Here is a 26,698-nt window from a genome sequence, read left to right as displayed (position 1 = left end):
CGCATCGGCTGTAATTTGTTAAAGATCGGTTGCTTCGGACACTGCGCTTTTGAAACCTGCTAAACTCTTCGTTTCGCTTCGTTCTGCGCTGTGTCTGCTGCGGAGAAACCGAACTATACGGACGGCCCCTCATACCGTCAACACCCCGCTTCAACATTTTTGTTATCCGATGCTTAACTCGCTGATCGGCAAGCAGACATTACGTTGGCATCGGCACTGAAACCGGACATCCCAGCAAACAGGCCGCCCATCCGGGCGGCCTGTTTGCTGTCTTGGTCTTGATGATTCCCATCTGGATGACGCTGTTTGTTCGCCTTATTTGAACATCAGACCAGGCGTTGCCCGCCATCGACATACAGTGTCGTCCCGCTGACCGCCTTGTTGGTCATTGCCACTTCGATCATCTGTGCCACGTCCTCGACCGTGCTGATGCGCCGGGTGGGGATTTTGTCGCGCATGGCGGCAAAAAGCTGCTCGCGGCGTTCGGCACTCGCCACCTGCCCCCAGAACGGCGTATCTACCCACCCCGGCGACACCGCGTTCACCCGGATCGGCGCAAGTTCCAGGGCCAGGCCGCGCACCATGGCATTGATCGCACCATTGACCATGCCCGTGACGCTGCCGCCGGCAATCGGTCGTTCCGCGGCAACTCCCGACACAAGGGTGATGCTTCCATGCTCGGGCATTCTTGCCGCGCATGCCGCGGCCAATAGATAAGGGCCGACCACTTTGGAGCGCACCGCCCGCATCACTTCGGCCTCGCACAATGCCTGCGACGGCTTGTAGACCAAATCCGCTGCCGTAATCACCAGATGATCGACCTGCGGCGCAACGGCGACGATGCGCGCCCGCCCTTCGTCGCTGCCCACATCGGCGGAGAGCACCCGCGCACGTTCGCTGCCGAGGCTTGAAGCCGCGTTTTGCAGCCGTTCCATGTCGCGCGCCACCATCCACACCGTGGCGCCACGTTCCAGAAAGAGGCGCGCTGCCGCCAGCCCCATGCCGGAGCTGGCCCCGACGACAATCACGGTTTGGTGATGCATGGTATCGGTTCCTTGCGTTTGCTCTTGCATTGTCCAAGCAGTGCTCGATGACGAGCGATCTTCTTTTCCAGTGTCGCCAGCGCCTGCTGGCGCAAGGCGACCTGCCTTTCGATTTCGGCTTGCCATGCCGTGAAGAACTCGATTCGGGCCTCCAGTGAAGCATCGCCACGCTCCACCATCGCGGCCAGTTGGCGCAGTTTGCGAATGGACATGCCTGTGCCGCGCAAGACCTTCAGCATTTCCAGCCATTGCAGATCCTGCTCGCGGTAGACGCGGCGACCGCCCTGGGTGCGACCGATGTTTTTCAGCAGTCCCGCACTCTCGTAGTAGCGCAGCGTGTAGCTGCTGATACCAGTGCGTCTGCAAGCCTCGGTCATTGAAATCGTTTCATTCATCCAGCAAGTCTAGAACTTGCAGCGCGCTCGAAGTCAAGCAGCGCCATGACAACACTTGGATATCACTAAAAGGGGGGTAACCACGGCCACCTCGTTACGGCGACGTGGGCTGCTCAGGGGTGAGCGAAGCCAGGTTTTGTTCCCCACCACCACTTGGGCTGACCTTGGCGAAGAGATGGTTTTGCCTTGCACCCTGAGCGCGGTGGCGGCGTGGCTGACTGGCGAACGTCCGACAGGCCGCCGGGCGGCTCCCCTTCAGGAACACGGCGGAACGAAAGCAGTCACGGTCAAAGATGCCCGCCAGACGCCGGCGCAGGACGCGCATCGCCCTCGGTGGCCGGAACGCCACGGCACGATGCAGGGCGGCAAGCCCCCCTCGCCCGCACCTTCACACCGTTGGCGTTAGGTCGCGCGAAGCGCGGGCCTGGCTCAGCGAGCCGGGCCGAAGGGTCGGCCAGGCAAAGCGAGGGGTTGCCGATGGGGCCAGGCAAAAACAAAAAAGCCCGCAATGACGCGGGCTTTTTTTTGACTTCCTGCTACTCGGCAACCGATGCGAGGCGCCGATTCACTCCCACTCGATCGTTGCCGGCGGCTTGCCGGACACGTCGTACACCACGCGATTGATGCCTCGCACTTCGTTGATGATGCGGTTGGATACCTTGCCCAGCAGTTCATAAGGCAATTCGGCCCATTTGGCGGTCATGAAGTCGCTGGTCTGCACCGCGCGCAGTGCCACCACGTATTCATAGGTGCGACCGTCGCCCATCACGCCCACCGATTTCACCGGCAGGAACACCGCGAAGGCCTGGCTGGTCTTGTCGTACCAGTCGAAGGCGCGCAGTTCGTCGATGAAGATGGCGTCGGCACGACGCAGCAGTTCGCAGTATTCGCGCTTTACTTCGCCCAGCACCCGCACGCCCAGGCCCGGCCCCGGGAAGGGATGGCGGTAGACCATTTCATGCGGCAGCCCCAGCGCCACACCCAGTTCGCGGACTTCGTCCTTGAATAGTTCGCGCAGCGGCTCCAGCAATTGCAGGTTCAGCGTCTCCGGCAGGCCGCCAACGTTGTGGTGGCTCTTGATGGTGTGCGCTTTCTTGGTCTTGGCGCCGGCCGATTCGATCACGTCGGGGTAGATGGTGCCCTGGGCAAGCCATCTGGCCTTGGGCAGTTTTTGTGCTTCGGCCTGGAAGACTTCGACGAACTCGCGGCCAATGATCTTGCGCTTGGCTTCCGGGTCGGTCACGCCGGTCAGGTGGCCCAGGAACTGTTCGGTGGCATCGACATGAATCACCTTCACGCCCAGATGCTTGTTGAAGATGTTCATCACCTGCTGCCCTTCGTTCAGGCGCAGCAGGCCGTTATCGACGAACACGCAGGTGAGTTGGTCGCCAATGGCGCGATGAATCAGCGCCGCGGCCACGGAGGAATCGACACCGCCCGACAGGCCCAGGATCACTTCTTCGTCGCCCACCTGCTCGCGAATGCGCGCCACGGCCTGGTCGATATAGTTGGGCATCGTCCAGGCCGGGGTGCAGCCGGCGATGTCCAGCACGAACCGGTTGATCATCTCCCGGCCCTTCAGGGTGTGTGTCACTTCGGGGTGGAACTGCACGCCATAGAAGCCGCGCGCTTCGTCGGCCATGGCGGCGATGGGGCAGGACAGCGTTTCGGCGATGACGCCAAAGCCTTCGGGCAACTGCGATACCTTGTCGCCGTGGCTCATCCACACTTCCAGGTAGCCTTCGCCATTGGGGCCGGTACGATCTTCGATGCCGTTGAACAATTTGCCATGGCCGCGCGCGCGGATTTCCGCGAAGCCGAATTCACGCACGAGGCCGGCCTCGACCTTGCCGCCCAGCATTTGCGCCATCCATTGCATGCCGTAGCAGATGCCGAGCACCGGCACGCCCAGCTGGAACAATGCGGGATCGGCCTGGTAGTCGCTGGCATAGACCGAGTTCGGGCCGCCGGAAAGGATGATGGCCTTGGGGTTGAATTCGCGAATGAAGTCGATGGAGACATCGAACGAATGCAACTCGCAATAGACGTGCGCTTCGCGAACACGCCGGGCGATCAGTTGGGAGACTTGGGAGCCGAAGTCGAGAATCAGGATCTTGTCCATGCCGGGCCTTAGTGTGCCCGCGACTGCGGGCAGGTAGAAAAACGCGATATTTTACCGTTACTTGGCGCCGCGAGCGAGCTTGCCCCAACCGCCATCGCCCACCCAGGCCAGCAAGGCGTCCAGGGCGGGGCCCGCCGCCGGTGCGGCGGCATGGTTTATCAGCCCCACGACGGCATAGCGCTGCCCGTCCTGGGCCTGCACATAGCCGGCCACCGCGCGCACGTCCTTGAGGGTGCCGGTCTTGACATGCGCCGCCCCGGCCACACCGCTGCCGTTCAGCCGCTTTTTCATGGTGCCGTCCACCGCGACGATGGGTAGCGAGGAGATGAATTCGGCGGAATACGGTCCTTGCTCCGCCCGTACCAGCAACTGCGCCAGATGGCGCGCCGAGATCCGCTCGCGCCGCGATAGTCCGGAACCATTTTCCAGGCTCAGCTCCGGCCATGCCAAGGCGTTATCCGCCAGCCAGGCGCCGACTGCGCGCGCCGCGCTGACCGCGTCGTTGGCGTCGCCCGGCTGGCGATAGGCCGCGCCGAGCGTGAGGAACAATTGTCGCGCCATCAGGTTGTTGCTGAATTTGTTGATATCGCGGATGGCGCTGACCAGGTCGGGCGAGGCGTTGGCGGCGAGGCGGGTCGCCCCCGAAGGCACAGGGCCTTCGCGCGTTGCCCCGCCGATCTCGCCCCCCAGTTCCCGCCAGAGGGTGCGGATCAGGCCGGCGGTGTAGGTCGGGGCATCGAGATAGGACAGGTAGCGTTCGACGGCGCATCCCTCGGGCAAGGCGCCGGAAATGCGTACCCGGGTCGGCCCCCCTTGCCCATCGCCACCGTCGAAACGCAGGTTGCCGATCGCGCAGGTCGCGCCCGGCGCCACGCGGACATTGCTGTCCACGCGAACTTCCGACAAAGGCGGTTCGACCGTGACCCGGGTTTTTCCCTGGTTTGCCGTCACGCGGAAACGCTGTGCCTTGAAGCCGGCCAGGACGGCATCCGGGGTCACGAGGAACGCCCGCGCCAGGTCGTGCTCGTCATCGTCGAATTCGTTGGGCGGCGGCAGCCGCAGAGCGCTGCGATCCAGCACCAGGTCGCCGGTAATGCGGTTGACGCCCGCCGCGCGCAGGTCGCGCAGCAAGACCCAGAGCCGCTCGAAGGTGAGCTTGGGATCGCCGGCGCCTCTTATATAAAGATTGCCGCGCAGCACGCCATCGGCAATGGGGCCATCGCCATACAGTTCAGTTGTCCATTGATAGGCGGGGCCCAGCTTTTCCAGCGCAACCTGCGTGGTGACCAGTTTCATCACCGAGGCGGGGTTGGCAGGGCTTTCGGCATTGAAATAAAGGCCATCCTGCGGCGATGCCAGCGGCACCACCGCCAGCGACAGTGCAAAGGCCGGTACTTTGGCCGCGCGCAGCGCCGCCGCCACCTCGGGCGGTGCTGCGTCCAGGCGGGTTTCCGCCATGGCGTGCGGCATCAGCAACACACCGGCCAGCAGCATCATGTACACGGTTTTTTTCATTGGGGCGCCCCACGCTCGGTCTGTCTTGCCTCCCATGCCATCAGCGCTTCGCGGTAGCGCTGCAAGGCGGCGGCATAGGTATCGAAGATGCAGGGGTCGCAACCGCTGCCACAGCATTCTTCGAGGGCGGGTTCGAGGGGTGGCTCGGGACGCGGATCGTCCGCGTCGGGGGTGGCGGGGGAAAGCTGGGAATTCATTGCAAGGGCTGTCCGGTATCGGGATGGCAAACAAAGCCGTTCTGGCGACGGTGGGCGCCGGGCCGAAGCTGCCGGGCCGGGTTTGTCGGCGACTCTACGTGGAAAGGCGATCTGTTAGAATCCGCCGCATGGCTTATCAAGTACTGGCGCGTAAATGGCGCCCTCTCAATTTTGCCCAACTCGTGGGGCAAGAGCACGTGATCAAGGCACTGGCGAACGCTTTCGCCAACGGCCGGCTGCATCACGCCTATTTGCTGACCGGTACGCGCGGCGTGGGCAAGACCACCATCGCGCGCATCATGGCCAAGGCGCTCAATTGCGAGACCGGTGTGACGGCGGAGCCTTGCGGCGTGTGTTCGGCCTGCACCCAGATCGATGCGGGCCGTTTCGTCGACCTGCTGGAAATCGACGCCGCGTCGAACACCGGCATCGACAATATCCGCGAGGTGCTGGACAACGCGCAGTACGCGCCGACCGTGGGCCGGTTCAAGGTCTATATCATCGACGAAGTGCACATGCTCTCGAAGAGTGCGTTCAACGCGATGTTGAAGACCCTGGAAGAGCCGCCCGGGCACGTGAAGTTCATTCTGGCCACCACCGATCCGCAGAAAATGCCGATCACCGTGCTCAGCCGCTGCCTGCAGTTTTCGTTGCGCCAGATGACACCGCAGCAGGTGTCGGGCCATTTGCAGAATGTGCTGCATGCCGAGCAGATTCCGTTCGAGGCCGGCGCGTTGCCGGTGCTGGGCCATGCGGCCAATGGTTCGATGCGCGATGCGTTGTCGCTGCTGGACCAGGCTATCGCCTATGGCGCCGGGCAGGTGGAAGAAGCCGGTGTGCGCGCGATGCTGGGCGCGGTCGATCAAAGTTATCTGTTCGAAATCCTGGCCGCGCTGGTAGCCAAGGATGGCCCCGCGCTGATGACCGCCGCAGCCGGTATCGCCGAGCGCGGGCTGTCCTATGAAGCGGCGCTGCACGAACTGGCGCATCTGCTGCACCAGGTGGCCGTGGCCCAGGCCGTTCCCGGCGCGCTGGCCGACGATCTGCCGCAGCGCGCGCAGATCCTGGCCGTCGCCGGGGCGCTGGCGCCCGAGGATAGTCAGCTCTATTACCAGATTGCCCTGCACGGCCGCCGCGACCTGCCGCTGGCGCCGGACGAGTACGCCGGCTTTACCATGACGCTGCTGCGGATGCTGGCGTTCGCGCCGGCGGAGCCGGGCCAGCTCAAGGCGCAGCCGGCAGGCGATGCGTCGCCACGCCCCGTTGCGCCCGCCATCGTCAGCCCGCCCGCGCCGCAAGCCGTGGCCCCCGCACCCGTTGCGGCCGTGCCGGTTCAGGCGCCCGTTGCACGCCCGCCAGCGGTCCAGCCTGCGGAGCCGGCCCCGTGGGAAGATGCCGCGCCGGTTGCAGTTGCCACCGTGGTCGATCTTCCTCCGCCACAGGCGGTCACACCGCCTCGAACGCCGGAGGTGGCTGAGCCGGATATCCCGCCCGTCGTGGAAGAGGTCGTGGTGGCCGCCGCGCCAGCGGAGTTCGATGGCGACTGGCGGGCGCTGGTTGCACAACTGAAACTGGGCGCCGCCGGCATGCTGGCACAGCATGCCGAGCTGGTGGACCACCAGCCCGACCGCTTCGCCCTGCGGGTGGCCGAGGCGCACAAGGCCGTGGCGACGCGCGATTACCAGGACAAGCTGCGTGGTGCGCTCTCCGAGCATTTCGGCCGCCCCATCCAGGTGGATGTCGCGCTGGGCGAGGCCACCGGCGATACGCCGGCCGCCATCGCGTTGCGCGAAAAGCAGGCGCGCCAGCAAGCGGCGGAGGCTACGATCCAGAACGATCCTTTTGTCCAGGCGCTGGTACGCGATCTGGGCGCCACGGTGCTGCCGGATTCGATCCGGCCCCTCTGAGTTTCCATTCGCGACCGCATCGCGCGGTCCGATGAACTTCCACTCGATAGCAAGGAGCAGTCATGTTCAATAAAGGCGGTTTGGGCAACCTGATGCAGCAGGCCCAGAAGATGCAGGAAAACATGAAGAAGGCCCAGGAGGAACTGGCCAACCTGGAAGTGGAAGGCCAAGCCGGCGCCGGCATGGTCAAGGTCGTGATGACCTGCTCCCACGCGGTAAAACGCGTATCGATCGACGATTCGCTGCTGGCCGACGACAAGGACATGCTGGAAGACCTGATCGCCGCCGCCTTCAATGATGCGGCCCGCAAGGCCGAAGCCACGTCGCAGGAAAAGATGGCGGGCTTTACCGCCGGCCTGCCGCTGCCCCCCGGCTTCAAGCTGCCGTTCTGATCGCGGGCCGGGGAACGCGGGCGGTCGCTTGCGTTCCCCCAACCCGGCCTCTCACCTCGTTTCCCGTTATCCGTGACTCCCTCCTCTCTCAATCAGTTGATCGAAGCGTTGCGCGTCCTGCCGGGCGTCGGCCCCAAATCCGCGACGCGCATGGCCTATCACCTGCTGCAACGCGATCAGGGCGGCGCGGTGAATCTGGCGCACGCGCTGGAATATGCCATCGCCACGCTCAGGCACTGCAAGCACTGCAATACCTTTACCGAAGCGGAGGTTTGTGATATCTGCGCGGATGCGCAGCGCGACCATTCCAAGCTGTGCGTGGTGGAGATGCCCACCGATCTGATGATGGTGGAGCAGACGCTGGCCTTTCACGGTCTGTACTTCGTGTTGATGGGCAGGTTGTCGCCGCTCGACGGTATCGGGCCGAAGGACATCGCCCTCGAACGGCTGCTGCAACGCGCCAGCGACGGCGAGGTGGAGGAAGTGGTGCTGGCGACCAACTTTACGGTGGAAGGTGAAGCCACCGCGCACTATCTGTCCGAGATGCTGCGCGCACGCGGACTGTCGGTCAGTCGGATCGCACGCGGCCTGCCGGTGGGTGGCGAGCTGGAACATGTGGACCCGAGTACGCTGGCGCAAGCCATGGTGGAACGCCGCAGCCTGTAGCCGCAGCCGGCATCCACTCGACAAAACGCCCCGCATTGCGGGGCGTTTTGCTTGCGGGCCGTTTCCGACGCTCAGTTCAGGCGTGCCTCGGTCTGCGGGTCGAACAACACCACTTTGCGCACATCCAGCTTGAGCCGCATGCTGTCGCCTGGCCGGCCGGCCGCGCGCGGGTGCACGCGGGCGATCACTTCCTTGCCGTTGATCTGAGTGAAGATCATGGTATCCGGGCCGGTCGGCTCGGTCAGGTGCACCTTGCATTCCAGCGCCGGTTCGCCTTCCTCGGCCACTTCGATCTGCTCGGGCCGCACGCCCAGGATGACCTTCTGCCCCAGGCGGTCGGCAAAGCGCCGCCCGTCCAGCAAGGGAACGAAGCGGACGCCACCTTCGCTTTGCAGGCTGATGCCAACATCGCCGCCCTGCTCCGCCAGGTGGCAATCGATGAAGTTCATTGACGGCGAGCCGATGAAGCCCGCGACGAACAGGTTGGCGGGACGCTCGTAGATTTCTTCCGGGCTGCCGAACTGCTGGATCACGCCATCTTTCATCACGGCGATGCGATCGCCCAGCGTCATGGCCTCGATCTGGTCGTGGGTGACGTAGACGATGGTGGTCTTGAGCCGATGATGCAATTGCTTGATTTCGGTGCGCATCTCGACGCGCAGCTTGGCGTCCAGGTTGGACAGTGGCTCGTCGAACAGGAACAGCGTCGGGTTGCGCGCCAGCGCGCGGCCCATCGCTACCCGTTGGCGCTGGCCACCGGAAAGCTGGCCCGGTTTGCGATCCAGCAGGTGATCGATCTGCAACATCTTCGAAACGCGGGTGATGGTTTCTTCCTGCTCTTTCCGGGGCACACCGCGCGTTTCCATGCCGAAGGCGATGTTCTGGCGCACGTTCATGGTGGGATACAGCGCATAGCTCTGGAACACCATGGCAATGTCGCGATCCTTGGGCGCCACGTCGTTGACCACGCGCTCGCCGATCTGGACCTCGCCCGAGGTGGGCGCTTCCAGGCCGGCAATGATGTTCATCAGGGTGGATTTCCCGCAGCCGGACGGGCCGACCAGGATCAGGAACTGCCCGGCATCGATATGGATATCGATGCCCTTGAGGATGTGGGTGTCGCCAAAGCGCTTGGTGACGTTCTTGATGGCGAGAGCGCCCATGTGTTTCTCCGATTATTGTGTGGCGGGTGCCGCCAGACCCTGCGGCACCGTGCCTGAATGCATTCGTTGCGATGCTGTGGATCGCGCTCGACTAGCCCTTCACCGCGCCGGCGGTCAGGCCGCGCACGAAGTATTTGCCCGCCAGGACATAGACCACGATGGTCGGCAGCGCGGCGATGATCGCGGCGGCCATGTCCACGTTGTATTCCTTGACGCTGGTGGAGGTGTTGGCCAGGTTGTTCAGCCCGACCGTGATCGGCTGGCTGTCGCCCGAGGAGAACACCACGCCGAACAGGAAGTCGTTCCAGATCTGCGTGAATTGCCAGATCAGCACCACCATCACGATGGGCGTGGACATCGGCAGCACCACCTTGAAGAAGATGCGCCAGAAGCCCGCGCCATCCAGGCGCGCCGCCTTGATCAGCTCATCCGGGATACCCACGTAGTAGTTGCGAAAGAACAGCGTGGTGGATGCGATCCCGAACACCACGTGCACGAAGATCAGCCCGGCCACGGAGCGCGCCAGGCCGAACCAGCCCAGCGTCTGGGCCATGGGCAGCAACACCACCTGGAATGGGATGAACACGCCGAACAGGATCAGTGCGAAGGTCAGCTCCGAGCCCTTGAAGCGCCACTTGGACAGCACATAGCCATTGAGCGCGCCCAGGCTGGTGGAGATCAGCACGGCCGGGATCACCATCTTCACCGAGTTCCAGAAATACCCGGACAGGCCGTTGCAATCGACCCCGGTGCACGCTGTGGCCCAGGCCTTGGTCCAGGCATCGAAGGTGATGCTCATCGGCAGCGCGATCAGGTTGCCCGCGCGGATTTCGTCCATGCTCTTCACGGACGTGGTAACCATCACGTACAGCGGCAACAGGTAGTAGACCGCCGCATACAGCAGCACCCCGTACAGCGCGATGCGCCACAACTTGTTCTGGTCATGCATTGCGGCTGCCTCGCAGTTCGGAATAAAGATACGGCACGACGATGGCGGCCACGGTGGCCAGCATCATCATCGCGGATGCGGCGCCGACGCCCATCTGGCCACGCGTGAACGCCGAGGCGTACATGAAGGTGGCGGGTACGTCCGAGGAGAACCCGGGGCCGCCGCCGGTCAATGCCATCACCAGGTCAAAGCTCTTGATCGCGATATGCGCCAGGATCATCAGCGTGGAGAAGAACACCGGCCGCAGCGCCGGCAGCACGATGCGCCAGTAGATGCGCGGCAGGCTGGCGCCGTCGATCTGGGCCGCCTTGATGATGGAATCGTCGATGCCGCGCAGGCCCGCCAGGAACAGCGCCATCACGAAGCCGGACGATTGCCAGATACCGGCGATGACCACGGTGTAGATCGACATGTCCGGGTTCACCAGCCAGTCGAAGGTGAAGCTGGTGAAGCCCCAGTCATGCACCAGTTTTTCCAGGCCCAGGCCCGGATTGAGCATCCATTTCCAGGCGGTACCGGTCACGATGAAGGACAGCGCCATCGGGTACAGGTACAGGGTGCGCAGCACGCCTTCGCCACGAATCTTCTGGTCGAGGAACACCGCCAGCAAGATGCCCATGGCCATGCCGCCGCCGATGAACAAGCCGCCGAAGATGAACAGGTTTTTCACCGCGACCCATGCGCGTTCGTTGGCGAACAGCGTTTCATACTGGGCGAGGCCGACCCATTCGTAGTTGGGCAGCAGCCGGGAAGCGGTGAAGGAGAGATAGCCATTCCAGGCGATGAAGCCGTAGACGAACACCAGCGTCAGCAGGAATGACGGGGCCAGAACCAGCCGCGGCAGCCAACGCTCCGCGAAGCCGTACTGCGCCGGCCCATTGAATTGCGTCATGATCGATTCTCCAGACGTCCCCGCGGCAAAGCGGGGCCGACGGCCGTCGTTTATGCCACGACGTACCTGCCGGTAAGAGGGGGCCCGGCCACGAGGGCCGGGCGCAACTGCGGGATTACTGGACCTTGGCGGCTGCGACGAGCTTGTCCGCGGCCTGCTTGGCGGTCATCTTGTCGTCGTTCCAGAATTGCGAGATCGCGTCGTAATAGGCGCCCTGCGTGGCCGAATGCATGGCCATGCCGTGAGCGAACGACGGCAGCAAGGTGCCCTTCTTGGACGTGGTCTGGAAATCCTTGGCCGATTGCTGGCCGCAGGAATCGAACTTGGACATGTCCATGCCGGCGCGAACCGGGATGGAGCCCTTGTTCAGGTTGAACACTTCCTGGAACTGGGTGCTCATCACGGCGGAAGCGAAGTCCTTCTCGCCCTTTTCCGCATCCTTGTTCGGCAACTTGAACATCGCGAAGCTATCGATGTTGAAGGTGTAGTCGTTGGCGGTGCCCGGGGCGGGAACGCACAGGAAGTCCTTGCCCGGTACCTTGCCGGCGGCGAGGAATTCGCCCTTGGCCCAGTCGCCCATGAACTGCATCGCCGCCTTGCCGTTGATGACCATGGCGGTGGCCAGGTTCCATTCGCGACCGGCACTGTTCTTGTCGGTATAAGGCTTGATGCGCTTGTAGGTTTCCAGCGACTTGACCATGGTCGGGCTCTTCAGCGCATTGGCGTCGAGCTGGATGAAGGCCTTCTTGTAGAAGTCGGGGCCGCCGACGCCCAGGGCAATGGCTTCGAATACGGTGGCGTCCTGCCACGGCTGGCCGCCATAGGCCACGGCCTGGATACCGGCCTTCTTCAGCGCTTCGGCGGTCGCGAAGAATTCATCGATGGTGGTGGGGGCCTTGGCATTGGCCTTCTTCAGCAGCTCGGGATTCACCCACAGCCAGTTCACGCGGTGCACGTTGACCGGCACGGCCACGTAGCTGCCCTTGTACTTCATCACATTGGACACCACCGGCGGCAGCAGCTTGTCCCAGTTTTCCTTCTTGGCCACATCGTCGATCGATGCCAGCACGCCCTCTTCGCCCCACTCCTGGATCGCCGGGCCCTTGATCTGGGCAGCGGTCGGCGGGTTGCCGGAGACGACACGTGTCTTCAGCGCGGTCATCGCGTTCTCGCCAGCGCCGCCGGCAACCGCGAAGTCCTTCCACTTATGGCCCTTGGCCTCGAGCATTTTCTTCAGTTCTGCGGCAGCCTTCGCTTCACCGCCGGAAGTCCACCAGTGCAACACCTCCACTTCCGCGGCATTGGCCGCAAACGCGACCGCCATGGTGGCGGCACAGAGCGTTATACGCAAAGCTTGCATTTGTTATATCTCCTAGGCACGAGCCGCCCCATGGCGGTGCTCGATGCACCAACTGTAGTCACAAGCAATTGCCTACGGAATGAGGGGAGCTATGTAAGGCGATTGCTGTATTTGCGAATGATTGCGAATGACTGGATTGGCGCACTGGCACGAGGAGGCGCAAGGCCAGAAAAGGGTGAAGAAAAGAAATGAAAAAAGGGCAGCCGAAGCTGCCCTTTTCAAGCACTAATCGATTCAGATGAATTGATTAGAAGCCAGTCCAGGTACCAACCAGAACGCGGGTGACGTTGTCGTCATCGCTTTGGATACCGTCGAGCTGCCAGGAGCCGAAGCGAGCAACATTGTCATCCAGCATTTGGTGACGGATTTGCAGGAAGGCAACCGAGTTCTTCGACAGGCTGTAGTCCCATTCGAAGGCGATTTGCTGGATCGACGAATCGTCGATATCGCTGAAGTCGGTCCAAATCTGGTAGCCCAGGTTCAGAGCGTGCTTGCCGAAGTTGTAGCCACCGCGAACCAGCCACTGGTCGTTGTCAACCTTGGTGTCGGTCGAAACGAAGGCATTGCGCCACTCATTGTGACGATATGCGCCGGTGATGTTGAAATCGCCGAACACATAACGGGCACCGATCATGTAGGACGAAGCTTCCACGTCAGTGGTGTAGCGGCTTTCGTCTTCACGACCCCAGCCAGCGAAGCCCGGAGCAACAGCTTCGGTGCCGGAGGAGTAGCCTTCGGTGTGCATGTAGCCGCCGTTGATCGACAGGCCACCCACGCCGTAGTTGGCGGTGATTTCGTAGGAGTAGCCGTCAGCGCCGTTAGCGTTGTCAGCGGTGCCGGTGCCCAGGTCGTATTGAGCAGCGAAGTTGAAGCCGCTGAAGTCCGGCGAGAAGTAGCTGATGGCACGCGGGTATTGAACTTGGTGAGCGCCAGCGTCGGCCCACAGGTTACCTTGGCCCTTCCAGCCGTACGGCCAGTCTTGCATCAGGTAGAAGTTCGAGAATTGGTTACCGAAGCGAACCGAACCGAAGTCGCCCTTGTAGCCGATCCAGGCTTCACGATTGCCCCAGCTGTCGTAGCGGTAGTCGGTAGCAACCTTTTGAGCCAGCTTCCATTCCAGGGTAGCGCCGCTGTCCAGCTTGTCGCTGCCGGAAACGTTCACGACGATCGCGATTTCTTCCAGGAACTTGCCATCGCCATCGGGAGTGTTGTTGGTACGGTACATGAAGTCCATCTCGGCGGAGCCGCCGATGGTCACGTCAGCAAAAGCCGGGGCGGCGAATGCGGCTGCGATGGAGGCAGCAACCAGAGCACGCTTGAACATTTATAGGTCTCCTGATTTGAGAGTTGGTTTTTACACCAGCTTGTAAGCGGTTAGGCCTTCTGCTCGTTCACATCCGGCTTTACCCTAGGGACGAAGAATAAAGAACGACCCTAATGGCCGCAAACCTGAAACATCTCTGCCGCATGGATTGTCGCTTGTACGCAACAATCCGCCGCTCATCCAAAACGACGGCATAAAAAAACCGCCGGCGAACCGGCGGTTTCATTGGGATTGGACCCTGTTTTTACTTTGCGTTCCAGAGTGCCTTGGTGGTGTCGAGCATCCGGTTGGAGAAGCCCCATTCGTTGTCGTACCACGACAGCACCTTCACCAGCGTGCCGTTGGACACCTTGGTCTGCGATGCCTCATAGGTCGACGATGCCGGATCGTGGTTGAAGTCGTGCGACACCAGCGGCAGGTCGTTGTAGTTCAGGATGCCCTTCAGTTCGCCTTCCGACGCTTCCTTGAGGATGGCGTGGATTTCTTCCTTGGTGGTGGCGCGGGAAGCGGTGAAGGTCAGATCGACCAGCGATACGTTGATGGTCGGCACGCGCACGGCGAAGCCATCCAGCTTGCCATTCAGTTCCGGCAGCACCAGACCCACCGCGGCGGCAGCGCCGGTCTTGGTCGGGATCATCGACTGGGTGGCCGAACGGGCGCGACGCAGGTCGCTGTGATACACGTCGGTCAGCACCTGGTCGTTGGTGTAGCTGTGCACGGTGGTCATCAGGCCAGAGACGATGCCCAGCTTGTCATGCAGCGGCTTGACCAGCGGTGCCAGGCAGTTGGTGGTGCACGAGGCGTTGGAGATGACGGTGTCGGTGGCCTTCAGCACGTTGTGGTTCACGCCGTACACGATGGTGGCGTCAACATCGGCGCCGCCCGGTGCGGAGATGATCACCTTCTTGGCACCCGCGGTCAGGTGGGCCGAGGCTTTTTCCTTGCTGGTGAACAGACCCGTGCATTCCATGACCACATCGACGCCCAGATCCTTCCACGGCAGCTCGGCCGGGTTGCGCACGGCGCAGACCTTGATCTTGTCGCCGTTGACGACGATGTATTCGCCTTCCACGGACACGGACCCGTTGAAGCGGCCATGCACCGTATCGTATTGGGTCAGGTGTGCGTTGGTCTTGGCGTCGCCCAGGTCGTTGATGGCGACGATCTGGAATTCATCGGTGCGACCCGATTCGTACAGCGCGCGCAGAACGTTACGACCGATACGGCCGTAGCCGTTGATTGCGATGCGGATTGCCATGTTAGTTGCTCCTGGAAGATCGATTCCAAAAAACCGGATTGAAAACTGCCGCGCAAGTATGAGCACAGACAAGGTGCGTCATCTTGCGCGGCAGCAAAGCCTTACGCCACGGGACTTGCCCAAGGCAAGAATCACTATTATTAGCGGAAACCGGCAGCTTCGCGCGCCAAAGCGGTGATCGCTTCCCAATCACCGGCAGCCAGCTTGTCCTTGGGTGCGAGCCAGGACCCGCCCACGCAGCCCACGTTCGGCAGGGCCAGCAGCTTGGGCGCCGATTCCGGCGTCACGCCGCCCGTGGGACAGAACAGCACTTGCGGCAGCGGGCCGCCCATCGCTTTCAGCATGCCCAGGCTGCCCGCCTGTTCCGCCGGGAACAGCTTGACGGCGTCGAAGCCCAGTTCCAGCGCGGCAATCACTTCGGACGGCGTCATCACCCCCGGCAGCAGCGGGATGCCGGCGGCCTTTGCGGCCACCGCCAGTTTTTCGGTCAGGCCCGGCGTCACGGCGAACTTGGCGCCAGCGGCCTTGGCCTCGGCGAACTGCTCGGGCCGCACCACCGTTCCCACGCCAACGATGGCATCCGGCACGGCATCGGCAATGGCCTTGACCGCGGCCAGGCCGGCGTCGGTGCGCAGGGTGACTTCCAGCACGCGGATGCCGCCTGCCACCAGGGCGCGTGCCAATGGCACGGCGTGTTCGATCTGTTCGATCACCAGCACCGGCATCACCGGGCACGAACGCATGATTTCGCGGATTTGCATGTTTGACTCTTCTTGCAGATTGAATACAGCGGTCGGACAAAACCGGCCACGCCTATGCCGGCGGACCGCCAGCCAATCGAATCTCTCGACAGTAATTAATTAGTGCGACAGGCCGAGCGAGATGGCGCCTTCTTCGGCACCGGTGGCCGCTGCGCGGAAGGAGGCGAACAATTCGCGCCCCATGCCGTGGCCGTTCCTGCTCAGATCGGCCACAGCCACTTCGCGGGCAGCCCATTCGGCGGCATCGACCTTGGCCTCCACCACGCCGGCCTCGGCATCCAGAAGCAGGATGTCGCCGGTACGCACCTTGCCCAGCGGACCGCCGGAAACCACTTCCGGGGTCATGTGGATGGCGGAGGGCACCTTGCCCGACGCACCCGACATCCGGCCATCGGTGACCAGGGCCACCTTGAAGCCGCGATCCTGCAACACGCCCAATGCCGGCGTGAGTTTGTGCAGCTCCGGCATGCCATTGGCACGCGGCCCCTGGAAGCGCAGCACGGCAATGAAATCCTTTTCCAGTTCGCCGCGCTTGAAGGCTTCCAGCACATCGTCCTGATCGTCGAACACGATCGCCGGCGCTTCGACCAGGCGATGCTCCGGCGCCACGGCGGAAATCTTGATCACCGAGCGGCCGAGATTGCCGGCCAACAGACGCAGGCCGCCATCGGCGCTGAACGGCCGGGTGGCGGGGCGCAACACGTTTTCGTCGCCGGAATCGGCCGGCGCGGCGCGCCACACCGCCTTGCCGTCGGCCAGGAATGGCTCGTTGGCATAGGCACGCAGGCTGGGGCCGGCGTTGGTCAGCACGTCTTCATGCAGCAGCCCGGCATCGAGCAGTTCGCGAATCAGGTAGCCCATGCCGCCCGCGGCATGGAAATGATTCACGTCGGCCGAACCGTTCGGGTAGACCTTGGCCAGCAACGGCACGATCTGCGACAGATCGTCGAAATCGCTCCAGTCGATCACGATGCCGGCGGCGCGGGCGATGGCGATCAAGTGGATGGTGTGATTGGTCGAGCCGCCCGTGGCCAGCAGGCCGACGATGCCATTGACGATGGCACGCTCGTCGACCACCTTGCCCACCGGGGAGAACTCCTTGCCCAGTGCGGTGATGGCGGTGGCACGCTGCGCGGCGGCAACGGTCAGCGCGTCGCGCAGGGGGGTATTCGGGTTGACGAAGGCGGCGCCCGGCAGATGCAGGCCCATCACTTCCATCAGCATCTGGTTGGAATTGGCCGTGCCATAGAAGGTACAGGTGCCCGGACCGTGATAGCTGCCCTCCTCCGAGGCCAGCAGTTCTTCGCGGCCACACTTGCCTTCGGCGAAGCGCTGGCGCACGGCGGCCTTGTCCTTGTTGGAGATGCCGGAGGTCATCGGGCCGGCGGGGATGAACACCGCAGGCAAGTGGCCGAACTGCAATACGCCGATCAGCAGACCGGGAATGATCTTGTCGCAGACACCAAGGCAGACCACGCCGTCGAACACGTTGTGCGAGAGCGCCACCGCCGTGCTCATCGCGATCACATCGCGGCTGAACAGGCTGAGTTCCATGCCCGGCTGGCCCTGGGTCACGCCGTCGCACATCGCTGGCGTGCCACCGGCGAACTGGGCGGTGGCGCCGACCTGGCGGGCGGCTTCCTTGATCAGGGCGGGATAGGTTTCCAGCGGCTGGTGTGCCGAAAGCATATCGTTGTATGACGAAACGATGCCGATATTGGGCTGGCGCATTTCGCGCAGCATCAGCTTGTCGCCCGCCGGTGCGGCGGCCCAGGCATGCGCCTGGTTGGTACAGGCCAGCCCCTTGCGCTGCGGTTCCTGCTGGGCCGCGGCCTCCAGACGTTGCAGATACCGGCCGCGCGAATCCTTACTCCGCGCTGCGATACGAGCCGTGATCTCGGCAAGACGGGGATGGAGAGGCATGACGAACTCCAGAGGCAGGACGGGAAACCAGTAGCGACAAGCATTGGCACTACAAGAAGTAGACCGTAGTTTTACTACAATGGCGTAACAACTTCAACCCACATTCGCCAGGCGCAGCGGTGTGTTGCACCGCAACAAAATCCAGCATTCGCGCGGGTTCAGCGGTTTCATCCGGCCGCAAAGTCAATATTGGCGCGGCCCCAGGAGAAACCGTTTGCGCGGTTTTTTGTGTACGTAGTAAGATTACATAGTCTTACTACATTCGGCAGCCCCGGCATTGCCGGCATGCGGCTGACTTCTCCCACGAGGAAGGATCGTCATGACCCCTATCGAAGCTTTCGACATGGTGCTGTTCGGCGGCACCGGCGACTTGGTAATGCGCAAACTGTTGCCGGCGTTGTACCACCAGCATCAGGACGGCAATCTACCCACTGCCGGCCGCATCATCTGTCTGGGCCGCAGCGCCACCGATACCGCTGGCTATCTGGCCAAAGCCCATGCGATGGCCCAAGGCTATCTGGGCACGCATTACAACGATGCCGACTGGCAATCGTTCGCCGAGCGCATTTCCTACCTCAAGGTGGACGCCACCGTGCCGGCGGAGTTCCAGGGCCTGGCGGATGCGCTCAATGAATTTCCCGGCCGCGTGCGCGTGTTCTATCTTTCCACCGCGCCCGACCTGTTCGCCCCGATCTCCAAGAGCCTGGCCGGTGTCGGCCTGAACAAGGGCAATGCCCGCGTGGTGCTGGAAAAGCCGTTGGGCCACGATCTGGAATCGTCGAACAAGATCAACGACGAAGTGGGCGAACACTTCGAAGAACACCAGATTTACCGGATCGACCATTACCTGGGCAAGGAGCCGGTGCTGAACCTGATCGCGCTGCGCTTTGCCAACACCCTGCTCGAACCGCTGTGGCGCCGCGAATGGATTCGCGATGTGCAGATCACCGTGACCGAACAAGTGGGCGTGGAAACCCGTGCCGACTTCTACGACAAGGCCGGCGCCCTGCGCGACATGATCCAGAACCACCTGTTGCAGTTGCTCACCATCGTGGCGATGGAACCGCCGGCCAGCATCGACGCCGACGCCGTTCGCGACGAAAAACTCAAGATCCTGCGCGCGCTCAAGCCGCTGACCCCCGAAACCGTCCTGACCAACGTAGTGCGCGGCCAGTATCGCGCCGGCGCCGTGTCGGCCAAGCCGGTGCCGGGCTACCTGGAAGAGCCGGGCGTGCCGGCCAACTCCCGCACCGAGACCTTCGTCGCGCTCAAGGCCGAAATCCAGACCTGGCGCTGGGCCGGCGTGCCGTTCTTCCTGCGTACCGGCAAGCGGTTGCAGGAGCGGATGGCCGAGATCGTCATCAATTTCCGCGAAGCGCCGCACTCCATCTTCGGCCGCAACACCACGCCGAACCGCCTGGTGATCCAGTTGCAGCCGGACGAATCGGTACGGCTGTACCTGATGGCCAAGGAGCCGGGCAACCAGTTCCGCCTGCGTCCGGTGCACCTGGACCTGGACTTCAAGGAATTCTTCGAAAGCCGCAGCCCGGAAGCCTACGAGCGCCTGTTGATGGACGTGATCCGTGGCGACCTGTCGCTCTTCGTCCGTCGCGACGAACAACGCGCCGCCTGGAAATGGGTCGAGCCGATTCTCGACACCTGGGAAAACAGCCTGGATGCGCCCAAGCCCTACACCGCCGGCACCTGGGGCCCCGCCGCCTCGTCCGCGCTGCTGTCGCGCGAAGGCATGAGCTGGCACGAGGAAGGCTGATCGCCGGTCGCGCCACGGCGCGAACCCACTTGCCCGACGGCGCTACGACCTGCTCGTAGCGCCGTGCTTGCGCAAGGCGCCCCCCGGATCGGGGCGCATACAACAACACGCAGCACTGGTGAAGCAACTTGAGGGTTATCGATGTCCCTGCAATGGCATGAATACGCGTCGAAGGACGAACTGGATCAACAACTGGCCGAGGCCATCGCCCAGGCGTTGGCCACGGCCATCGCGGCGCGCGGCCAGGCCAGCGCCGCCGTCTCCGGCGGACGCACGCCCGCCGGCATGTTCAATGCGCTGTCCAACAAGGACATCGACTGGTCGCGCGTTTCGCTGACCCTGGTCGACGAGCGCTGGGTGCCGGTCGATCATGCCGACAGCAATGAGCGCACCGTGCGTCAGCACCTGCTGGTCAATCGCGCCGCCGCCGCCACCTTTGTCTCCCCGGTCTCCAGCGCGGCCACCCCGCACGCCGGCCAGGCCGAGATCGAAGCCCGCTTTGCCGCCCTGCCCCAGCCGTTCGACGTGCTGATCCTCGGCATGGGCGACGACGGCCACACCGCGTCGCTGTTCCCCGATGCCGCCGAACTGGAAGCCGCGTGCGCCTCCACCGCGCTGGTCGCTGCCGTGACGCCGCCGGTGGCGCCGCATCCCCGCATCACGCTGACGCTGCCGACCATCGCCCGCGCGCGCGAAGTGATCGTGCACATCACCGGCGAGAGCAAGAAGGCATTGCTGAACACCGCGCTGACCGAAGACAAGCCGGTTACCGCGCAATACCCCATCCGCCGCGTGCTGGACGCTGTGGCGGGTGAAAAACACGTATTCTGGGCTGCCTGAACCCGGCATACATGACGGAGCGGGGCCGATATGGCCCCGCCTTCACAAGGGCACTGCCCAAAATCAGGGGTGTGGTTTCATCAAGGCCCACCCCGTCGTTTGAGTGAGACCATCCCATGCTCGAACGCATCAAGACCGTGATCGACTCCCTCTCCAAATCGGAGCGGAAAGTCGCGGAGCTGGTGCTGGCCCAACCGAATCTGGTGGCCAACGCGCCGATTGCGCAGATCGCCGATCTGGCGGACGTGTCGCAACCGACGGTAATCCGTTTCTGTCGCAGCCTCAATTGCTCGGGGTTGCAGGATTTCAAGCTGCGGCTCACGCGCAGCCTGGTATCCGGTGTGCCCTATGTGCATTCCATGGTGTCGGCCGACGACTCCGCGCACGATCTGGCCAAGAAACTGTTCGACAACAACATCTCCCACCTGCTGCGCTGCCGCAACGAGCTCGATACCGAAGCGCTCGAAAAGGCGATCCGCGTGCTGGCCAACACCCACAAGATCGAAGTGTGGGGCCAGGGCCAGTCCGGTGCGGTGGCCATCGACGCCCAGAACAAGTTCTTCCGCCTGGGTGTGCCCACCGTGGCCTATACCGACCCGCACATGCATGGCATGAGCGCGTCGATGCTCAAGCCCGGTGACGCGGTGGTGGCGGTATCCAATTCCGGCCGCACGCTGGACCTGATCCGCTCGGTGGAAATCGCCCGCGACGCAGGCGCCGACGTCATCGGCATCACACACAGCAAGAGCCCGCTGGCCAAGCGCTGCTCGATCTGCCTGTATGCCGATACCATGGAAGACCCCGATCTCTATACCCCGATGATCACCCGCATCGTGCACCTGGTGATCATCGACGTGCTGGCCGTCGGCGTCGCGCTCAAGCGTGGCCCCGAACTGATCGACCAGTTGGAAAAAATGAAGCGCAACCTCAAGGAAAAGCGGGTGCGCGGTCACGAAAGCTGAACCCGGCTTGCCGGACAACAGCTCAAGCGTTCTTGTACGCGCCCACGCGTTAAAGGAAACCCTCCATGTCCAAGCTCACCACCTCGCCCGCCTGGCAGGCCCTGGCGACGCATTACCAGGAAATATCCAAGCTGCACATGCGTGACCTGTTCGCGCAGGATCCGCAGCGCTTCGAGAAATTCTCGTTCGAATCGGGCGGGCTGTTCTTCGATTACTCGAAGAACCGCATCACCGAGGAAACGATGTCGCTGCTGTTCGACCTGGCGCGCCAGAGCGGCCTGGAAGAACGCATCAAGCAGATGTTCTCGGGCGAGAAGATCAACCGCACCGAAGACCGCGCCGTGCTGCACGTCGCGCTGCGCAACCTGGACAAGAATCCCATCTACGTCGATGGCGAAGACGTGATGCCCAAGGTGAACGAGGTCAAGGAAAAGATCTTCCGTTTCTCCGACGAAGTGCGCTCCGGCGAGCGGGTCGGCTACACCGGCAAGGCCTTCACCGACATCGTCAACATCGGCATCGGCGGCTCGGACCTCGGCCCGCTGATGGTCTGTAACGCGCTCAAGCACTACGGCCACGAGCGGCTGAAGATGCATTTCATCTCCACCGTGGATGGCGACCAGATCGTTTCCACGCTGAAGACGCTCAACCCCGAGACCACGCTGTTCATCGTTTCGTCCAAGACCTTCACCACCCAGGAAACGCTGACCAACGCCCGCACCGCGCGTAAATGGTTCCTGGATCGCGTCGGCAACGAAACGCACATCGCCAAGCACTTCGTCGCGGTCTCGACCAATGCCAGCGCCGTGTCCGAATTCGGCATCGACACCAACAACATGTTCGAATTCTGGGATTGGGTGGGCGGCCGCTACTCGCTGTGGAGCGCCATCGGCCTGCCGATCGCCGTGTTCCTCGGCAAGCACGACTACCAGGATTTGCTCCATGGCGCCTACACCATGGACGAGCACTTCAAGAACAAGCCGCTGGAACAGAACCTGCCCGTCATCATGGGCATGCTCGGCGTGTGGTACGTCAACTTCTTCGGCGCCCGCACCCACCTGATTTCGCCGTACAACCAGTCGCTGTACCGCTTCCCCGCGTACTTGCAGCAACTGGACATGGAATCGAACGGCAAGACCGTCACCCTCGATGGCGAGCGTGTCGATTACCAGACCGGCCCGGTGGTCTGGGGCGACGCCGGCATCAACGGCCAGCACGCCTACTACCAGTTGCTGCATCAAGGCAGTCAGTTGGTGCCGATCGACTTCATCGGTTCGGTCGAGCATCCCAATATCCCCGAGCCGCACAGCACCATCCTGATGGCCAACTTCTTCGCGCAGACCGAAGCCTTCCTGCGCGGCAAGAACGAAGCCGAAGTGCGTGCCGAGCTGGACAAGGTGGGCATCACCGGCGAAGCGCAGGACGCGCTGGTGCCGCACAAGATCTTCGAAGGCAACCGCCCCACCAATACCGTGCTGATGCAACGCCTGACGCCGCGCCGCCTGGGCGCGCTGATCGCGCTGTACGAACACAAGATTTTCGTGCAGGGCACGGTCTGGAACGTCAACTCGTACGACCAGTGGGGGGTGGAACTGGGGAAGCAGCTCGCGAAGACCATCGAGAACGACCTCACCACACCGGGCCTGACCACCACCCATGACGGCTCGACCAACGGACTCATCAATTATTACAAGCGTAACGCGCCGCGCTGATCCACCCACGGCACCAAAACGCGAGATATACGGCTGCCCGGAGACCCCGGGCAGAACGCAACGTCGGCGGGGACCACTCGCCGACAGCGGCATCAACCCTAGAACAAGGTAGAGAAAATGGCAGAGCAGATTCACGACCACGATCCTCGGGAAACGCAGGAGTGGCTTGAAGCCCTGGATGGCGTACTGGAAAACGAAGGCGCCGAACGCGCGCACTTTCTGGTCGAAAAACTGATCGACCACGCACGGCAGGACGGGGTCAACATCCCCTACACCGCCACCACCGCCTACATCAACACCATCCCGCAGCATCTGGAAGCCAAAAGCCCCGGCAACCACGCCTACGAAGAGCGCGTGCGCTCCTATACGCGCTGGAACGCCGCGGCCATGGTCGTGAAAGCCAACCGGACCAACGGCGACCTGGGTGGCCATATCACCTCGTTCGCCTCGGCCGCCACCCTGTACGACGTGGGCTGGAACCACTTCTGGCACGCCCCCAACGCCGAGCACGGCGGCGACCTGGTTTACTTCCAGGGCCACAGCGCACCCGGCATGTATTCGCGCGCCTTCCTGGAAGGTCGCATCAGCGAAGACCAACTGAACAAGTTCCGCCAGGAAGTGGACGGCGGCGGCCTGTCCAGCTACCCGCACCCGTGGCTGATGCCCGATTTCTGGCAGTTCCCCACCGTATCGATGGGCCTTGGCCCGCTGATGGCCATCTACCAGGCCCGCTTCATGAAGTACCTGGACGATCGCGGTTTCAAGCAGAAGGGCGACCGCAAGGTCTGGGCCTTCATGGGCGACGGCGAAATGGACGAGCCGGAATCGCTGGGCGCGATCTCGCTGGCCGGCCGTGAAAAGCTGGACAACCTGGTGTTCGTCATCAACTGCAACCTGCAACGGCTGGATGGCCCGGTACGCGGCAACGGCAAGATCATCCAGGAACTGGAAGGCGATTTCCGCGGCTCCGGCTGGAACGTGATCAAGGTGGTCTGGGGCTCCGGCTGGGATGCCCTGCTCGCCAAGGACAAGAAGGGCCTGCTGCAACAGCGCATGATGGAAGTGGTCGATGGCGAATACCAGACCTACAAATCCAAGGATGGCGCCTATGTCCGCGAATACTTCTTCAACACGCCGGAGCTGAAGGAGCTGGTGTCCAGCATGTCCGACGACGACATCTGGCGCCTGACCCGTGGCGGCAACGATCCGCACAAGGTCTATGCCGCCTACAAGGCCGCCGTCGAGCACAAGGGCCAGCCCACGCTGCTGCTGGTCAAGACCGTCAAGGGTTACGGCATGGGCAGCGCCGGCGAATCGCAGAACGTCGCGCACCAGACCAAGAAGCTCACCGACGACGACATGCTGCACCTGCGTGACCGCTTCAAGATTCCGCTCTCCGACGAACAGGCCAAGGCGTGCACCTTCTACGCCCCGCCAGCCGACGCCCCCGAAATGCAGTACATGCACGAACGCCGCCAGGCGCTGGGCGGCTACCTGCCGTCGCGCACGCCGGTGGACGAGCCGCTGCAAGTGCCGGCGCTGGACGCCTTCAAGGCGCTGCTGGACAGCACTGGCGAACGCGAGATGTCCACCACCATGGCCTTCGTGCGCATGATGGGCACGCTGGTCAAGGACAAGAACATCGGCCGCCGCGTGGTACCGATCGTGCCGGACGAATCGCGCACCTTCGGCATGGAAGGCATGTTCCGCCAGTTGGGTATCTGGAGCCACGTCGGCCAGTTGTATGCGCCGCAGGATGCCGATCAACTGATGTTCTACAAGGAATCCACCGACGGCCAGATCCTGCAGGAAGGCATCAACGAAGCCGGCGCCATGGCCGACTGGATTGCCGCCGCCACCAGTTACGCCAACCACGGCGTGACCATGATCCCGATCTACATCTACTACTCGATGTTCGGCTTCCAGCGCATCGGCGACCTGGCCTGGGCAGCCGGCGACCTGCGCGCGCGCGGCTTCCTGGTCGGCGGCACCTCGGGCCGCACCACGCTGAACGGCGAAGGATTGCAACACCAGGACGGCCACGGCCACCTGTTCGCCGACTTCGTGCCGAACTGCGTCTCGTACGATCCCACCTTCGCCTACGAACTGGCGGTGATCGTGCAGCACGGCCTGAAGCGCATGTACCAGGATCAGGAAAACGTCTACTACTACCTGACCGTGATGAACGAAAACTACACCCACCCGGCGATGCCGGCGGGCGTGGAAGACGACATCATCAAGGGCCTGTACCTGTTCCGCGAAGGCACCCGCGACGCCAAGCTCAAGGTGCAACTGATGGGTTGCGGCACCATCTTCCGCGAAGTGATCGCGGCGGCCGAGCTGCTGGAAAACGACTTCGGCGTCGCCGCCGACATCTGGTCCGCCACCAGCCTGAACGAACTGAAGCGCGACGGCATGGCCGCATCCCGCTACAACCTGCTGCACCCCACCGCCGAAGCCCGGGTGCCGCACGTGACGCAAAAGCTGGAGGGCCGCCAGGGCCCGGTGATCGCCGCCACCGACTACAAGCGCATCTTTGCCGACCAGATCCGCGAGTATGTGCCGGGGCGCATGGTCACGCTGGGTACCGACGGCTTTGGCCGTTCGGACAGCCGCCAGCAACTGCGCAAGTTCTTCGAGGTGGATCGCTACCACGTCGCCGTCGCCGCGCTGAAGGCACTGGCCGACGAAGGCAGCATCGAACGCGCCAAGGTCGCCGAAGCCATCGCCAAGTATGGCATCGACACCGAACGCCGCGCGCCCTGGACTGTTTAAGGGAAGGGAGAAGAGAGAAGTGGAAAGGGTGAACACCCGCCCCGCTTCTCGCTCCACATCCGCAGCAGGGTGGAGGGTCCGGGGAAGCAGCCCTTCCTCCTTCCCCCTTCCCCCTTCTCAGAAGGAAGAGCAATGAGCAACGTCATCGAACTGAAAATCCCCGACATCGGCGGCCACGACAACGTCGACGTCATCGAGGTGCTGGTCAAGGCCGGCGACACCATCGACAAAGAGCAATCGCTGATCACGCTGGAAACCGACAAGGCCACCATGGAAGTGCCCGCCACCGCCGCCGGCGTGGTGAAGGAAATGAAGGTCAAGGTTGGCGACAAGGTCTCCGAAGGCAGCGTGGTGTTGCTGCTCGAAGCCAGCGAAGCCGCGGCGGCACCCGCTCCGGCAGCCCCCGCTCCGGCAGCTCTGGCCCCCGCCGCGCCCGCGCCGACGCCTGCCGCACAACCCGCCGCCGCACCGGCGGCCGCACAGCGCATCGAGGTCCGCGTGCCCGACATCGGCGGCCACGACAACGTGGACGTGATCGAAGTGCTGGTCCAGGTGGGCGATACCATCGCCAAGGAACAATCGCTGATCACGCTGGAAACCGACAAGGCCACCATGGAAGTGCCCGCCACCGCCGCTGGCGTGGTGGAAAGCATTGCCATCAAGGTGGGCGACAAGGTATCCGAAGGCGCGTTGATCCTGGTGGTGCAAGGCAGCGCCGCCGTGGCCGCCCCGGCGCCCGCCCCCACCGTTGCCGCGCCGGCCCCCGCACCG

Annotated in this window: 22 protein-coding genes; 9 read left to right on the top strand and 13 right to left on the bottom strand. The window is 63.1% G+C overall.

All coding sequences use genetic code 11. From position 1 onward, the window contains the following. Positions 1-326: 326 nt before the first annotated feature. The 5 genes from FAZ21_RS18640 to FAZ21_RS18620 all read right to left on the bottom strand — a co-directional run bounded on the left by FAZ21_RS18640 (position 327) and on the right by FAZ21_RS18620 (position 5,272). Positions 327-1,043 (bottom strand): SDR family oxidoreductase, encoded by a 717-nt coding sequence (locus FAZ21_RS18640; protein WP_169307493.1) that lies wholly within the window; start codon positions 1,041-1,043, stop codon positions 327-329. After that, complete coding sequence (locus FAZ21_RS18635; protein WP_136774936.1) at positions 1,025-1,438, bottom strand: MerR family transcriptional regulator; 414 nt, start codon at positions 1,436-1,438, stop codon at positions 1,025-1,027. The genes FAZ21_RS18640 and FAZ21_RS18635 overlap by 19 nt, the downstream gene beginning before the upstream one ends. 565 nt (positions 1,439-2,003) lie before the next feature. Beyond that, positions 2,004-3,560 carry a glutamine-hydrolyzing GMP synthase gene (guaA, locus tag FAZ21_RS18630; RefSeq protein ID WP_136774935.1) on the bottom strand — a complete coding sequence of 519 codons (1,557 nt, stop codon included), beginning with the start codon at positions 3,558-3,560 and terminating at the stop codon, positions 2,004-2,006. Between the two features lie 57 nt (positions 3,561-3,617). Beyond that, entirely contained in the window at positions 3,618-5,075 is a 1,458-nt protein-coding gene (dacB, locus tag FAZ21_RS18625; RefSeq protein ID WP_246038784.1) for a D-alanyl-D-alanine carboxypeptidase/D-alanyl-D-alanine endopeptidase, read from the bottom strand. After that, entirely contained in the window at positions 5,072-5,272 is a 201-nt protein-coding gene (locus FAZ21_RS18620; protein ID WP_136774934.1) for an oxidoreductase-like domain-containing protein, read from the bottom strand. Before FAZ21_RS18620 ends, dacB begins: the two co-directional genes overlap by 4 nt. Positions 5,273-5,400: 128 nt before the next feature. Between FAZ21_RS18620 and dnaX the strand changes: the two genes are divergently transcribed. The 3 genes from dnaX (at position 5,401) to recR (ending at position 8,237) form a co-directional block, all read left to right on the top strand. Then, on the top strand, positions 5,401-7,179 hold the full coding sequence (gene dnaX / locus FAZ21_RS18615) for a DNA polymerase III subunit gamma/tau (protein WP_136774933.1): 1,779 nt from the start codon (positions 5,401-5,403) through the stop codon (positions 7,177-7,179). A gap of 62 nt (positions 7,180-7,241) precedes the next feature. After that, complete coding sequence (locus FAZ21_RS18610) at positions 7,242-7,571, top strand: YbaB/EbfC family nucleoid-associated protein (RefSeq protein WP_136774932.1); 330 nt, start codon at positions 7,242-7,244, stop codon at positions 7,569-7,571. A 72-nt stretch (positions 7,572-7,643) separates the two neighbouring features. Next, positions 7,644-8,237 (top strand): recombination mediator RecR, encoded by a 594-nt coding sequence (gene recR / locus FAZ21_RS18605; protein ID WP_136774931.1) that lies wholly within the window; start codon positions 7,644-7,646, stop codon positions 8,235-8,237. Positions 8,238-8,308: 71 nt separating this feature from the next. On the opposite strand, the gene FAZ21_RS18600 is transcribed toward recR, so the two are convergent. From FAZ21_RS18600 to edd, 8 genes are all read right to left on the bottom strand, one after another. Then, positions 8,309-9,400 carry an ABC transporter ATP-binding protein gene (locus FAZ21_RS18600; RefSeq protein ID WP_136774930.1) on the bottom strand — a complete coding sequence of 364 codons (1,092 nt, stop codon included), beginning with the start codon at positions 9,398-9,400 and terminating at the stop codon, positions 8,309-8,311. 91 nt (positions 9,401-9,491) lie between these two features. Continuing rightward, on the bottom strand, positions 9,492-10,349 hold the full coding sequence (locus FAZ21_RS18595) for a carbohydrate ABC transporter permease (protein WP_136774929.1): 858 nt from the start codon (positions 10,347-10,349) through the stop codon (positions 9,492-9,494). Beyond that, complete coding sequence (locus FAZ21_RS18590) at positions 10,342-11,241, bottom strand: carbohydrate ABC transporter permease (RefSeq protein ID WP_136774928.1); 900 nt, start codon at positions 11,239-11,241, stop codon at positions 10,342-10,344. The genes FAZ21_RS18595 and FAZ21_RS18590 overlap by 8 nt, the downstream gene beginning before the upstream one ends. 115 nt (positions 11,242-11,356) lie before the next feature. After that, positions 11,357-12,601 (bottom strand): ABC transporter substrate-binding protein, encoded by a 1,245-nt coding sequence (locus tag FAZ21_RS18585; RefSeq protein WP_169307492.1) that lies wholly within the window; start codon positions 12,599-12,601, stop codon positions 11,357-11,359. A 247-nt stretch (positions 12,602-12,848) separates the two neighbouring features. Then, on the bottom strand, positions 12,849-13,925 hold the full coding sequence (locus tag FAZ21_RS18580) for a porin (RefSeq protein WP_136774927.1): 1,077 nt from the start codon (positions 13,923-13,925) through the stop codon (positions 12,849-12,851). 244 nt (positions 13,926-14,169) lie between these two features. Then, positions 14,170-15,183 carry a type I glyceraldehyde-3-phosphate dehydrogenase gene (gene gap / locus FAZ21_RS18575; RefSeq protein ID WP_136774926.1) on the bottom strand — a complete coding sequence of 338 codons (1,014 nt, stop codon included), beginning with the start codon at positions 15,181-15,183 and terminating at the stop codon, positions 14,170-14,172. Positions 15,184-15,323: 140 nt separating this feature from the next. Further along, the gene (locus tag FAZ21_RS18570) at positions 15,324-15,944 is read right to left on the bottom strand and encodes a bifunctional 4-hydroxy-2-oxoglutarate aldolase/2-dehydro-3-deoxy-phosphogluconate aldolase (RefSeq protein WP_136774925.1); all 621 of its coding nucleotides are present in this window, start codon (positions 15,942-15,944) and stop codon (positions 15,324-15,326) included. A 99-nt stretch (positions 15,945-16,043) separates the two neighbouring features. Further along, positions 16,044-17,867 (bottom strand): phosphogluconate dehydratase, encoded by a 1,824-nt coding sequence (gene edd / locus FAZ21_RS18565; RefSeq protein WP_136774924.1) that lies wholly within the window; start codon positions 17,865-17,867, stop codon positions 16,044-16,046. A gap of 319 nt (positions 17,868-18,186) precedes the next feature. Here edd and zwf point away from each other — a divergent pair, with 319 nt between their 5' ends. The 6 genes from zwf to FAZ21_RS18535 form a co-directional block, all read left to right on the top strand. Further along, on the top strand, positions 18,187-19,638 hold the full coding sequence (zwf, locus tag FAZ21_RS18560; RefSeq protein ID WP_136774923.1) for a glucose-6-phosphate dehydrogenase: 1,452 nt from the start codon (positions 18,187-18,189) through the stop codon (positions 19,636-19,638). A 141-nt stretch (positions 19,639-19,779) separates the two neighbouring features. Beyond that, positions 19,780-20,478, top strand: a complete 699-nt coding sequence (gene pgl, locus FAZ21_RS18555; RefSeq protein WP_136774922.1) for a 6-phosphogluconolactonase — start codon at positions 19,780-19,782, stop codon at positions 20,476-20,478. Between the two features lie 116 nt (positions 20,479-20,594). Next, positions 20,595-21,440: a transcriptional regulator HexR gene (hexR, locus tag FAZ21_RS18550; RefSeq protein ID WP_136774921.1), complete on the top strand. Its 846-nt coding sequence runs from the start codon at positions 20,595-20,597 to the stop codon at positions 21,438-21,440. A gap of 65 nt (positions 21,441-21,505) precedes the next feature. Continuing rightward, the gene (pgi, locus tag FAZ21_RS18545) at positions 21,506-23,152 is read left to right on the top strand and encodes a glucose-6-phosphate isomerase (protein WP_136774920.1); all 1,647 of its coding nucleotides are present in this window, start codon (positions 21,506-21,508) and stop codon (positions 23,150-23,152) included. Between the two features lie 117 nt (positions 23,153-23,269). Continuing rightward, positions 23,270-25,927 (top strand): pyruvate dehydrogenase (acetyl-transferring), homodimeric type, encoded by a 2,658-nt coding sequence (gene aceE, locus FAZ21_RS18540; RefSeq protein ID WP_136774919.1) that lies wholly within the window; start codon positions 23,270-23,272, stop codon positions 25,925-25,927. Positions 25,928-26,059: 132 nt separating this feature from the next. After that, the coding region (locus FAZ21_RS18535; protein WP_308418440.1) for a biotin/lipoyl-containing protein at positions 26,060-26,698 on the top strand (639 nt) is incomplete at its 3' end.

The sequence above is a fragment of the Chitiniphilus eburneus genome (assembly GCF_005048205.1).
GTDB lineage: Bacteria > Pseudomonadota > Gammaproteobacteria > Burkholderiales > Chitinibacteraceae > Chitiniphilus > Chitiniphilus eburneus.
This window is presented reverse-complemented; position numbering and strand designations above follow the sequence as displayed.